Source organism: Streptomyces sp. NPDC057565 (genome assembly GCF_042801455.1).
Classification (GTDB): domain Bacteria; phylum Actinomycetota; class Actinomycetes; order Streptomycetales; family Streptomycetaceae; genus Streptomyces; species Streptomyces yanii.
Genome location: NZ_JBHVFU010000001.1, coordinates 30,212 through 42,504, shown reverse-complemented (window position 1 = coordinate 42,504; position 12,293 = coordinate 30,212). Strand labels below are relative to the sequence as shown.

The 12,293-nt window shown below is 70.6% G+C and carries 9 protein-coding genes and 1 pseudogene; 5 read left to right on the top strand and 5 right to left on the bottom strand.

The genetic code is table 11. The features are described 5' to 3' along the window. Window positions 1-32: 32 nt before the first annotated feature. From ACFU8W_RS00175 to ACFU8W_RS00155, 5 genes are all read left to right on the top strand, one after another. Complete coding sequence (locus tag ACFU8W_RS00175; protein ID WP_327243034.1) at window positions 33-1,127, top strand: LacI family DNA-binding transcriptional regulator; 1,095 nt, start codon at window positions 33-35, stop codon at window positions 1,125-1,127. Window positions 1,128-1,284: 157 nt separating this feature from the next. Continuing rightward, window positions 1,285-2,670 carry a M60 family metallopeptidase gene (locus tag ACFU8W_RS00170; RefSeq protein WP_384030789.1) on the top strand — a complete coding sequence of 462 codons (1,386 nt, stop codon included), beginning with the start codon at window positions 1,285-1,287 and terminating at the stop codon, window positions 2,668-2,670. 20 nt (window positions 2,671-2,690) lie between these two features. After that, on the top strand, window positions 2,691-5,123 hold the full coding sequence (locus ACFU8W_RS00165; protein ID WP_384030787.1) for a polysaccharide lyase 8 family protein: 2,433 nt from the start codon (window positions 2,691-2,693) through the stop codon (window positions 5,121-5,123). A 46-nt stretch (window positions 5,124-5,169) separates the two neighbouring features. Then, window positions 5,170-6,513: a M60 family metallopeptidase gene (locus ACFU8W_RS00160; RefSeq protein ID WP_384030785.1), complete on the top strand. Its 1,344-nt coding sequence runs from the start codon at window positions 5,170-5,172 to the stop codon at window positions 6,511-6,513. Between the two features lie 14 nt (window positions 6,514-6,527). Further along, window positions 6,528-8,468, top strand: coding sequence for a DUF2264 domain-containing protein (locus tag ACFU8W_RS00155; protein WP_384030783.1), 1,941 nt, complete (start codon window positions 6,528-6,530; stop codon window positions 8,466-8,468). Between the two features lie 64 nt (window positions 8,469-8,532). On the opposite strand, the pseudogene ACFU8W_RS00150 reads toward ACFU8W_RS00155, so the two are convergent. The 5 genes and pseudogenes from ACFU8W_RS00150 to ACFU8W_RS00130 form a co-directional block, all read right to left on the bottom strand. Continuing rightward, window positions 8,533-8,846 (bottom strand): annotated as a pseudogene (locus ACFU8W_RS00150) (hypothetical protein). Next, window positions 8,843-9,493: an ATP/GTP-binding protein gene (locus ACFU8W_RS00145; protein WP_384030781.1), complete on the bottom strand. Its 651-nt coding sequence runs from the start codon at window positions 9,491-9,493 to the stop codon at window positions 8,843-8,845. Before ACFU8W_RS00145 ends, ACFU8W_RS00150 begins: the two are co-directional and overlap by 4 nt. After that, a complete protein-coding gene (locus ACFU8W_RS00140; protein ID WP_345516517.1) occupies window positions 9,471-9,842 on the bottom strand; it encodes a DUF742 domain-containing protein in 372 nt (123 codons plus the stop codon). The genes ACFU8W_RS00145 and ACFU8W_RS00140 overlap by 23 nt, the downstream gene beginning before the upstream one ends. 2 nt (window positions 9,843-9,844) lie before the next feature. Next, window positions 9,845-10,279, bottom strand: a complete 435-nt coding sequence (locus ACFU8W_RS00135; RefSeq protein ID WP_345516413.1) for a roadblock/LC7 domain-containing protein — start codon at window positions 10,277-10,279, stop codon at window positions 9,845-9,847. A 7-nt stretch (window positions 10,280-10,286) separates the two neighbouring features. Continuing rightward, on the bottom strand, window positions 10,287-12,161 hold the full coding sequence (locus tag ACFU8W_RS00130; RefSeq protein WP_384030779.1) for an ATP-binding protein: 1,875 nt from the start codon (window positions 12,159-12,161) through the stop codon (window positions 10,287-10,289). Between the last annotated feature and the right edge of the window lie 132 nt (window positions 12,162-12,293).

The following is a 12,293-nucleotide window of genomic DNA, read 5'->3' as shown; positions in this document are numbered from 1 at the left end:
CGTCACACAACAGTCACCAGGGGGTGAGCCGGATGCGCCGGCAGAGCACGGCCGCGGACGGACCGCGCAGGGCGACCGTCACGGATGTGGCCCGGCGGGCGGGCGTCTCCACCGCCACGGTCTCGCGCGTCATGAACCGCAACTACCCGGTCGCGGAGGCGACCAGGGAGCGGGTCGAGGCCGCGATGCGCGAGCTCGGCTATGTCGTGAACGCGCACGCCCGCGCCCTTGCCGGTGCCTCCGGCCGCACCGTCGGCATCATCGTCAACGAGCTCATCGACCCGTTCTACGCGTACATCGCCCGCGGTGTGGAGCGGGAGGCCGCGCTCGGCGGGCGGCTCTGCCTGGTGTGCTGCGCCCAGGGCGACCCCCAGCGCGAACTGGCCTTCGTCGAGCTGATGCACGAGCGCAGGGCCGACGCGGTGATCGTGGTGGGCGGCAGCGTCGCCGACCGCGGCTACACCTCGGAGCTGGCCCGCCGGGCCCGCGAGCTGGACGCCGGCGGATCGAAGCTCGTGCTGTGCGGCAGGCCGCCGCTGGGCGAGCAGGCACCGACGGCCGCGGTCGAGTACGACAACGAGGGCGGCGCCTTCGCCATCACCGACCATCTGCTGATGCAGGGGCACGAACGGATCCTCTACCTGGGCGGCCCGCCGAAGCTCTCCACCACCCGAGACCGGCTGGCCGGGCACCGGCGGGCCCTGGAGCTGCGCGGGGTGACACCGGACCCGGAGCTGGCCCAGCCCGGCACCTTCAGCCGGAACTTCGGCTACCGGAGGATGGCGGAACTGCTGCGGGACGGGCCGGACTTCACCGCCGTCTTCGCCGCCAACGACATCGTGGCGGCGGGCGCCGCCCAGGCTCTGGAGGAGGCCGGGGTGCGGGTACCCGAGGACATCTCCCTGGTGGGGTACGACGACATTCCGGTCGCCCAGGAGCTACGACCGCGGCTGACCACCGTTCATGTGCCGCTGGAGGAGATGGGACGGCAGGCCGTGCGGCTGGCCGTCGGCGGTGGGGACGAGGACGACTGGCGGGAGCCGACCACGGGCGCCCTGCGGCTCGGCACGCACATCGTGGTACGCGATTCCGTCGCGCCCCGGTCCGGTCGGTCCACCCGGATGTGACCGGTTACTGCGCCACTGCCCGTAGTTGACCATAGTAAATAACAGTAACTTCCTGAGCCCTCTTGCGGCTTGATAGCAACCGCTTACATGCTGACGGCGAGCTTCACCCGTTCCGCACGCTTCCGCCCCTCAATTGTTTCTGCAGGGAGAGTTCCGCATGCGTCAGTCCCCTTTCTCCGCCGTCACGCCTCCGGCCGTCGCCTCCGCCCCCGTCGGCCGCCGTTCGGTTCTCGCCGCCGCGGCCGGCGTGGGAGCAGCGGTCGCGCTCGGCACCACCGCCCCCTCCGCCCGGGCAGCCGGTACCGCTGCCGCGGACACCGCACAGCCCGTCAAGGTGAGCGTGAGCGCGCGGCCCGCCGCCGAGGCGGAGCGGCTGCGGCTCGGACAGGCCCTGCGCGGCTCCGAGTTCCAGCCCACCGGCCTGTACGTCCCGGCCGCCACCCCGCTCTCGTTCACCGTCCAGCCGAACGACGGCCTGGTACCCACGCTCTGGATCGGTGCGTGGGACTACTACGGCGAGATCACCGAGCCCCGCAGCTACCCGCTGACGGCCGGCGCGAACACCGTGACCGACCCGCACGGCGGCCCCGTCTATCTGACCCTGACGGGGGACGGCGAGCGTGCCGGTGTGGTCTTCCGCTCCGGCGCCGTCCCGATGCCGGTCTTCACACTGGGCCGCACCTCCGAGGCCGACTACCAGCACCAGCTCGACACGCTTACCGCCTCACCGTACGTCGAACTCCACGCCCCGCACACGATCATGACGCTCACCCGCGACGGCGCGCTTCTGTACCGCAGTGAGGACCATGCGGCGCTGCTCGAACTGGTCGAGACGATCATCGACTCGCACGCCCGGATCAGCGGGCTCGACGGTTCGAAGCCGGTACACCGGCGCAAGGCGGGGCCGTACCACTTCACCGAGGTCAGCAAGGTGCCGACCGGCGTCGGCGCCTACGCCACGCACGGCTACAACGGCTTCCCCCGCGCCTATCTCGACCGGGCCACCACGGTGGAGGGGCTGCGGACCCGCGGCTGGGGGCTGTATCACGAACTCGGCCATCTTCACCAGCAGATGGCGTACAAGCCCGGTGGTCTGACCGAGGTCACGGTCAACATCTACTCGCTTGCCGCGCAGCGCACCCTGAAGCAGCCGTCCAACCTCCTCACGGTCGATCCGAAGACCGGGCTCACCTATTTCCGGTCCGCGCAGCTCAAGTTCGGCACGGCGGGGCTGACGTACGAGAAGTCCTTCGGCGCGTACGAGAAGCTCGTCCCGCTCCGCCAGCTGGAACTCGCCTTCGGTGACGACTTCTGGCCGCGCATGCACAAGCTGGTGCGCGAGGAGAACCCGCAGTCGGACTACACGGAGACCGACAAGCGCTACCGGGCGCTCGCCACGTATTCCAGCCGGGTCTCCGGCTACGACCTCACGGACTTCTTCGTGAACACCTGGGCGTTCCCGATCGACGCCGTCGGCAAGGCGGAACTGGCCGCGCTGAACCTGCCGAAGCCGCCCGTCGACCCGAGCACGCTCACGGACTGACCGCAGCGAAAGGAGACACCATGAACCTCAGCAGACGCACCCTGCTCGCCGCGACGGGCGCCACCGCGGCCGTCGCGGCCACCTCCGCCACGACACTCGTCGCCACGGCCGGCGCCGCGCAGGCGCAGCCCGTGGTGGCCGGCGAGACCGCCGGCACCGTGGGTTTCGACGAACTCCTCCAGCGCGCCGAAACCCTCCTGACCGGCGGCGCGTTCGACCCGTCCGACCCCGACGTCGTCGCGGCGGTCGCCGCTCTGGACACCACGGCGAAGGGGCTCTGGGAGACCCTCGACCGCAGCGCCGGGCGGACCGCCCTCTGGCCGGATCTCTCCCCGGTCACCGACCCGGGCAACTTCGGCCAGAGCTACACCCGGCTCCGTACGCTCGCGACCGCCTGGGCCACCCCCGGCACCTCACTGGCCGGCAGCGCCGAAACGGCGGACGCCCTCGTCGCCGCGCTGCGCTTCACGTACGACACCGCGTACAACCCGGCCAAGCGTGAGACCGGCAACTGGTGGTTCTGGGAGATCGGCGCCCCACGGGCGCTGATGGACTGCTCCGTCCTGCTGCGTGGGCGCCTGCCCGCCACCGATCTGACGGACTATCTGGCAGTGGTCGACCGGTTCTGCCCGAACGCGGACCGTCGCACCAACTCCCCCACGCTCGCCGAGACCGGCGCCAACCGCACCGACAAGGCCGTCATCGTCGCGCTGCGCGGACTGCTGGGACAGGACGCGGCCAAGCTGGCATCGGCCCGTGACGCGCTCTCCGACGTGCGCGACTCCGGACGCAACAGCCTGTTCCGGTACACGGGTTCGGGTGACGGCTTCTACGAGGACGGGTCGTTCGTCCAGCACGACGTGGTCGCGTACACGGGTACGTACGGCACGGTTCTGCTCGGCGGCACCGCCTATCTGCTGTCCCTGCTCGCCGGCTCCGAGTGGGCGGTCGCCGACCCCCAGGTCTCCGTGATGTACGAGGCGGTCGAGCGAACCTTCTCGCCGGTGGTCTTCGACGGGCTGATGATGGACGCGGTACGTGGCCGGGCGATATCCCGGGAGCGCGCCGGTGACCACCGGGACGGTGCGGCGACCGTCGCAGCGATCCTGCTCCTGGCGACCGGCGCACCCGCCGCGTACGCGGACCGCTGGCGCGCGCTGGCCAAGGGCTGGCTGACCCGCAACCGCACCACCCCGTTCACGGCTCTCGCCACCCTTCCCCAACTGGCCCTCGCCAAGGCCGTGCTGAGTGACCGGAGCATTCCCGCCGGGGCGCGCACGACCGGTCACTTCGTCTTCGCCGACATGGACCGGGTGGTGCACCGCCAGCCCCGCTGGGCCTGCACACTGTCGTTGTCGTCGAAGCGGATCTCGGCCTACGAGGCCGGCAACGGCGAGAATCTGCACGGCTGGTACACCGGCGACGGCATGACATATCTGTACGACGGCGACGACCTGGGGCAGTTCAACAACGGCTTCTGGCCGACCGTCGACCCGTACCGGCTGCCCGGCACCACGGTCGACACCAGGAAGCGCACCGATCTCGGCACGGGCGCCGGCACATCCACCTACCGTCCGACGAACGCCGTCGCGGGCGGAGCGGTGCTCCACGACCGGTACGGTGCTTCGGCGATGGAGCTCATCGGTCCCTCGGGCAGCACCCTGCGGGCCAGAAAATCCTGGTTCCTGCTCGACAATGCGGTGATCGCGCTCGGCGCGGGTATCACCGCGAGCGACGGGCGCACGATCGAAACGGTCGTCGAGAACCGCAATCTCGGCACCGACGGGGCTCAGCGGCTGACGGTCGACGGCGTCCGACAGCCGGCGGACCAGGGCTGGACCAAGGAGTTCGACCACGCCCGGTGGGCGCATGTCGACGGCGTCGGCGGCTATGTCTTCCCCGACCCCACTGCCCTCCAGGCGCTGCGCGAGGAGCGGACCGGAACCTGGCGGGCGCTCAACACCGGGGCGGACACCGGCGGCAGCACCGATCCGGTCACCCGCCGCTATGTGACACTCTGGGTCGATCACGGTGTCTCCCCCACCGATGCGGGCTACGCCTATGTCCTGCTGCCCGGCGCGTCCGCGGCCGCGACAGCCGTCTGGTCGCAGTCGCGTCCGGTCCGCATCGTCGCCAACGACGCCACCGCGCAGGCCGTGGAGGTTCGCAGGCAGGGGCTGACCGCGGTGAACTTCTGGGCAGCGGCCACCGCCGCCGGGATCACCGCATCCGGACCGGCCTCGGTGCTGGTCCAGCGCAGGGACGAGCAACTCACCGTCGCCGTCGCCGACCCGAGCCGCACGCAGACCACGGTCACGGTGGAACTGCCCTTCCCGGTGAGCAGGGTGGTCACGGCCGACCCGACCGTGTCCGTGACACCCGGCCGTCGCCCCGTCCTCACCGTCACGGTCGGTGGATCGCGCGGTCACACGCACACCGCCACCCTCTCCTGAACAGGCACCTGCGACCGGTCTTCCCCTCCTTCCTCAGGGAGTACGCATGCACGCTTCCCCCGCCTCGTCCCCGTTCAGCCGCCGCAGCGCCCTCGCCGTCCTGGCGGGCGCGGGTGCCGCGACCCTGCTGGGCTCCGGAACCGCCTCGGCCCGCCCCGGTACCACCACCGTCCGCGCCACGGCATTCCCCTCGGCGGAGACCGAGCGGCTGCGCCTGGCCACCACGTACCGCGGCAGCGACTTCATCACGACCAAGCGGTACGCCCCGGCCGGCGCCACCCTCACCGTCAAGGTGCGGGCACCGCACGGGGTCCTGCCGACCCTGCACATCGGCACATACGACAACCACCACGACGTGGTGGCACAACGGGCCCCGCGCGACCACACCCTGACTCCGGGCATCAACACGCTCACCGACCCCTACGGCGGACCCGTCTATCTCCGCTTCGCCGGACAGGGTGAGCGCGCCGAAGTGACCTTCCTCTCCGGTGCCGTGAACCTGCCGACGTTCACCCTCGGCGAGACCACGGAGTCCGAGTTCCAGGCGCTGGTGGACGCGGCCAACGACTCCGGATACGTCGAACTGACCTCGCCGCACGCGATCATCACCGTCACCCGGGACAGCTTCCTCGCCCACCGAAACGAGGACCATGACGCGCTGATGCGTCTCGTCGAGAGCCTGGTCGCCTCGCATGCGAAGGTCAGCGGGCTCGACGGCTCCCGCCCACTGCACCGCCGCAAGGCGGGCCCCTACCAGTTCAACGAGGTGTCGAAGGTTCCCGCCGGTGTCGGGGCCTATGCCACCCATTACTACAACGCCTTCCCCGCCGCGTATCTCGACCGGCTGATCACCGTCGAAGGCGTCAAGAACCGGGGCTGGGGCTTCTACCACGAACTCGGACATCTGCACCAGCAGTTCGCCTACCGGCCGGCCGGCCTGACCGAGGTCTCGGTCAACATCTACTCGCTGGCCGCGCAGCGTATCTTCGGCCAGACCTCCAATCTGCTGACCGTCAACACCACCACCGGGCTCAACTGGTTCCAGACGGCGCTGCCCAAACTCGGCACCCCCGGCCTGAGCTTCGCCACCTCCTTCGGCGCGTACGAGAAACTCGTCTCGCTGCGCCAGCTCGAACTCGCCTTCGGCACCGACATCTGGCCGCGACTGCACAGGCTGATCCGGGAGGAGAACCCGCAGTCCGACTGGCAGACCCAGGACGCCCTGCGCTGGTCGAACTTCGCCACGTACACGAGCCGGATCACTGGTTACGATCTCACCGACTTCTACGTCGACAAGTGGGCGTACCCGATCGACGCGGACGGCAAGGCCGCCCTCGCCGCGCTCAACCTGCCCACACCGCCCGTAGACCCGTCGACCCTGACGGACTGAGGAGCACCGCCCGCATGACCCCGCCCTTCCTGCACCTCCCCCCGACCGACCGGCTGCTGTCCTCGCGGACCGGGTGGACGCGCGCACACTGGGAGGCCTCGGCCGACCGCATGCTCGACGCGCTCGTCCCGTACGCCACACCGGGCTTCGCGCAGTACCGGCTGCCCGGCCGGGCCAGCTGGTCGGGCGTGGTGTCGGACGGGCTCGAAGGATACGCACGCTCCTTCCTGATGGCGGCCTTCCGTATCGCCGGAGCCCGCGGGGACGTCGAGCCGAATCTGATCGAACGCTACGCGCAGGGTCTGGCTACGGGCACGGACCCGGCCTCCACCGAGGCCTGGCCCAGGCTCACCGACTGCTCGCAGCAGATGGTCGAAGCCGCCTCGATCGCCGTCGGTCTGCATGAGACCCGCCCCTGGATCTGGGACAAGCTGGACACCCGGGTCCAGGAGCGGGTCGTCGACTGGTTCTCCGGCTTCGTCGGCGGCCGCACCTGGGACAACAACTGGCGTCTCTTCCAGGTGGTGTCCGAGCAGTTCCTCGCCTCGGTGGGCGCCCCCTACAGCCGCTCCGACATCGAGAGCAATCTGGACAGAATCGAGGACTGGTACGTCGGGGACGGCTGGTACACCGACGGGGACGGCCGGAACTTCGACTACTACATCGGCTGGGCCATGCATCTCTATCCGCTGCTCTGGTCGCGGATGGCGGGCCCGGACGACGACGGCGGCAGGACCGAGGTCTACCGGCAGCGGCTCTCCCGATTCCTGCAGGACTATCCGCACTTCTTCGGCTCCGACGGTGCGCCGGTCCACCAGGGACGCTCACTGACGTATCGGTTCGCGGCGCTCGCACCGGTCTGGATGGGGGCGCTGGCCGACGGCACACCGCTCGCACCCGGACTCACACGCAGGCTCGCGTCGGGCACCCTGCGGCACTTCGTGGAGCGCGGCGTCCCGGACGAGCGGGGGCTGTTGACCCTCGGCTGGTACGACACGTTCCTGCCGAGCACCCAGCCGTACTCCGGTCCCGCTTCCCCGTACTGGGCGAGCAAGGGCTTCCTCGGGCTGCTGCTCCCGGCGGACCACCCGGTGTGGACGGAGCGGGAACTCCCGCTCCCCATCGAGGAGTCCGACCAGTACACCGCGCTGCCCGCACCGGGATGGCTGCTGCACGCCACACGGCACGACGGCATCGTCCGGCTGATCAACCACGGCAGCGACCACAACCCGCCCGCCGCCACCGACGACACCACGGACGCGGACACGGGCGAGGAGGACCCGCACTACGCGAAGCTCGCCTATTCGACAGCGACCGCGCCCGAGTCCGCGCCGCACGCCGTGGCACGCGCCGTCGACGGCCATCTGGCACTCCTCGCTCCGGACGGCACGCCGTCACGGCGGCGCAGGATCCATCCGCTGCGTTGTGAGGACCGCGTCGCCTCGTCCTGGTACGCGGCCCGGCTCCCCCGCGACGACCGCGCGTACCGTATCGAGACCACAAGTGTGCTGCACGGCCCGTGGGAGATCCGGGTGCACCGGGTCGAGGCACCGGAGGGTGCGGTGGTCCGGGAGGGCGGACATGCGGTCGCGCACGCCGAGCGGCCGTTCTCCTCGTCGGGACCCGGCTGGGCGCTGACGCGTACCGCCGATGGTCTGACCAGTGCCGTGGTCGCCCTGTACGGCTGGGACGCCGCGGCGGACGGGACGCCCGAGGAGGCAGCGGAAGGGGCCGGCGTCGCACGGGACGTGCAGTCCAACGCGTACGGTCCGCACTCCGCGATCCCGTATCTTCGGAGCGACCGTCATCCGGGCGGGCGGAGCATCCATGTCTCGCTGGTCGCGCTGTCCCGCGACACCGTCCATCCGCAGGCACTGCGTGAATCGGTGGCGGTGCGGGCCGATGACGAGTCGGTGGTGCTGACCTTCCTGGACGGCACGACGGTCGAGGTCTGAGCGCGGGCGGTTCCGGGCTGGGGCGGCGGCTCGCACACGTGAGAGACGCGGGCGGCACGACAGATCAGAGCGCGATGGTGCCGTTGTCCTCCCGTCGGTGGATGTGGCCGATGAGTTCCTGCGCCAGGGACTTGATCGTGTCGGGACCGGCCCGCCCCCAGGGGCGGGGCACGGTGAAGAACTGCCGGTTCCCGTCGATGAAGTTGATCATAGAGAAAGGAACATGGCTATTTCGGCCACCTTGTCCGCGAACGCGTCGAAGCTGTGGAACGATCCACCGGCCCGTTCCCCGAGCCCGAGCGTCCGAAGCCGCTGGGCGCGGACGGAGGCATCGCGGTCGACGGGGATCAGCAGTCGGCCGCCGGTGCGTCCGTTCACGGGTGGGCTCCCAGGGTGGAGAGCGGGGCGGGTTCGGAGGTGGCGTTGATCAGATGCTGGACCAGAGTGACCAGCGCTCCGGTGGCCGAGTTCGCGATCCTGGCGTCACAGGGGATGACCGGCACCTCGGGCGGAAGGTCGAGCGCGGCCCGTACCTCGTCGGGGCCGTAGCGATAGGCACCGTCGAACTCGTTGACCGCGACGATGAATCCGAGACCGCGCCGCTCGAAGAAATCGACTGCCGGGAAGCACTCCTCGAGCCGCCGGGTGTCGGCGAGCACGACCGCTCCCAGCGCACCCTGGGACAGCTCGTCCCACATGAACCAGAAGCGCTCCTGGCCTGGGGTGCCGAACAGATAGAGCACGTGCTGCTCGTCGAGGGTGATGCGGCCGAAGTCCATGGCGACCGTCGTGGCGGTCTTCGACTCGATACCCTCCAGGCTGTCGGTCGCCGCACTGACTTGGGTCAGCAGCTCCTCCGTGCTCAGCGGTGCGATCTCGCTGACGGCGCCCACGAACGTCGTCTTGCCGACGCCGAAACCGCCCGCCACCAGGACCTTGAGCGCGACGGGGAAGCACTCGGGGCCCCCGGGGGCGTCGCCTCCGTCCGAGATGCCGAAGCCGTCAGAGCTGTCGTCGTAAGCCATCGAGCACTGCCTCCAGCAGAGATCGGTCGGTGGGCATGTCATGGAAGGCGGGCGGATGCGCGGTGACTGCGCCGCAGTCGACCAGATCGGAGACGAGCACCTTGGTGACGACTGCGGGCAGTCGCAGATGTGCGGCGATCTCGGCCACCGACGTGGGTCCGCCGCACAGCCCGAGCGCCACGGAGTGCTCGGGGCCGAGATGCGTCTGCGGATCGGTGCCGGTGGCCCTCACCAGGGAGAGCAGATCGAGCACTGTGGTCGGACGGGTACGACCGTTGCTCACGGTGTACGGACGGATGAGCCGGCCCGCCGCGTCGTCGAGCAACGGCCGGTCGTGCGGGGCCGACACTCTCACAGCCCCGTGGTGCTCGGGGTCCCGGCCACTTGTCTGGCCGGGGTGTGCAGAGTCGGCCGGACGCTCTTGACCAGCATCGTCATCTCGTAGCCGAGCACCGCGGCATCTGCCTCGCGTCCGGCGAGGACAGCGAGGCAGGTGCCGGAACCGGCGGTGGAGACGAAGAGCAACGTCGAGTCGAGCTCCACCACCACCTGCCGGACCTCCCCGTTGTCCCCGAAGCGCGCCCCGGCGCTGCGGCCGAGGGAGTACAGACCTGCGGCCAGCGCCGCCATGTGGTCGGCGCTGTCCGCGTCCATGCCGTGGAGGGACTTCACCAGCCCGTCGGCGGAGAGCAGGACCGCGCTGCGCGTGTACGGCACACGCTGTACCAGCCCGCTCAGCAGCCAGTCGAGGTCCGCGACCTGACCGGACGGCGTATCGGTCGTCATCGTGCATCTACTCCTTCAAGGTATTCGTATCGAGGGGGTCCGGTTCGGGAGGAAGCGGGGAGGCGGTCGCGTTGGTTCCCCGGACGGGCAGCGGTTCGAGGGGCTGCCGGGCCGGCGGTACGGACGCGTCGGGGGCGTCGTCCGGGGCCTGTGCGGTGTCGGCGTCCGCTTCGCTCCGGGCCTCTGCGAGCTCGATGCCCCGCCGGAATGACGCCATCAACCCCGGGTCGTGCAGGGGAGTTTCTTCGTCCTCGGCACGGGGGGCGGGAGCTTCGCGCAGCTGCGGGACCAGGTGTTCCTGGTGGGCGCGCCTGGGGAGTTGGGGCCGGCCCATGGTGCCGCGCACGGTTCCGGGCTCCGGCTGGAGAGCCGAGAGCGCGTCGTCCGGGCTCTGGATGCCGGGTCGGGCGTCGGAGGGGGTGGGCCGGGTGACACGCTCGGCGCGCAGTGGCAGCGGCGGCCCCTCGCCCTGGCTTCGCGACGGCTGGGGCGATTGGTGCAGGCGGAGCGACTGACTGGGCACCTGGGCCTGCCGGTTCGGGACCGGGCTCAGATTCCGCTGCTGCGCGGTGTCGTCCTGGGCCGGTGGGCGGTGTACGGTCCCGGGCGGCGGGACCGGGACGGCGTCGGCCGTGGCGGGTGCGTCGGGGTAGACGCCGAGCAGGGACTGCGGGAGTACCAGTACGGCCTGGGTGCCGCCGTAGATGTTGCTCTGCAGCCGGACCGCGATGCCGTGCCTGCGGGCCAGCGAAGCGACGACGAAGAGCCCGATCCGGCCGTCCTGGAGCAGATGGGCGACATTGACCTGGTCGGGGTCGGCGAGCAGGGTGTTCATCCGCTTCTGCTCGTTGCCCGGCATGCCGAGCCCCCGGTCCTCGACCTCCAGGGCCAGCCCGGCGGTGACGTGCTGGGCCCGCAGCAGCACCTGGGTGTGCGGGGCGGAGAACACGGTGGCGTTCTCGACGAGTTCGGCCAGCAGATGGATCACATCGGCCACGGCGTGACCGCGCAGAGTACCGTCGATCGGCGGCACCAGTTTGACCCGCGGATACTGCTCGACCTCGGCGATCGCCGAGCGCAGCACCTCGGTCGTGGTGACCGGGTTGCTCCACTGGCGCCGGGAAACGGCTCCCCCGAGTACGGCGAGGTTCTCGGCGTGCCTGCGGATGCGGGTGGCGAGGTGATCGACTTGGAAGAGGCCCTTGAGGAGATCGGGGTCCTCGACCTCGTGCTCCAGCTCGTCGAGCAGCTGGATCTCCCGGTGGACGAGGGACTGCAGACGGCGGGCGAGATTGACGAAGACCTCGACCCGCTGTTCCTCGCCGGAGTTGTTGCTGAGCCGGGCTGCCTGGACGACGGCGGCGACGGCCCCTTCGTGCGACCGGCCCATTTCCTGGGCGAGCAGGTCGAAGGCGTCGCTGCCGGGGGCGACGGGCCGCGGGGGGCGCCGCGCGGGCACCGGCCCTCCGTGGCGGAGCTGGTCCACCAGCCGCTGCAGGTCGTCCTGGTCCTGGGCACTGGCACGGCGCAGCGCCAGGCAGCGGCCGAGGACGGTGGTCGTGACCCGGTTGGCGCCGAGGAATGCGGCGACCACGGCGGCGACGGCCAGCGCCCCGGATCCACCCAGCGCCGTCCAGAGCTGGATGGTCGGGCGGGCATCTGTGGAACGGATGGTGAAGATGACGGCTGCGGCACCGCTCAGCACCGCGGCGACGGCCGGGAGCAGGGTGGTACGCAGGATCTGTGGGCGCATACGGGCGTCAGGAGATGGCTGTGCGGCGGGCGGCCTGGCCGCGGCCGAGTGGGAACGGGCAACTGGTCGGCCGTGCCGCGCGCCCTCTCGGCGTTCCGGTCGCGCTTCAGGTGCGCGAAGTTGAGACATCAGCGTCCTCGGTACATGGGGCACCAGAAATCGGCGTTCATGCGGTGGCACCTACGGTGGTCGGTCAGGCTCGGGTCAACGCTCGGGCATGCTCGAACGGCATGAGCCCAGCGTTGATCACCGGCCACACAC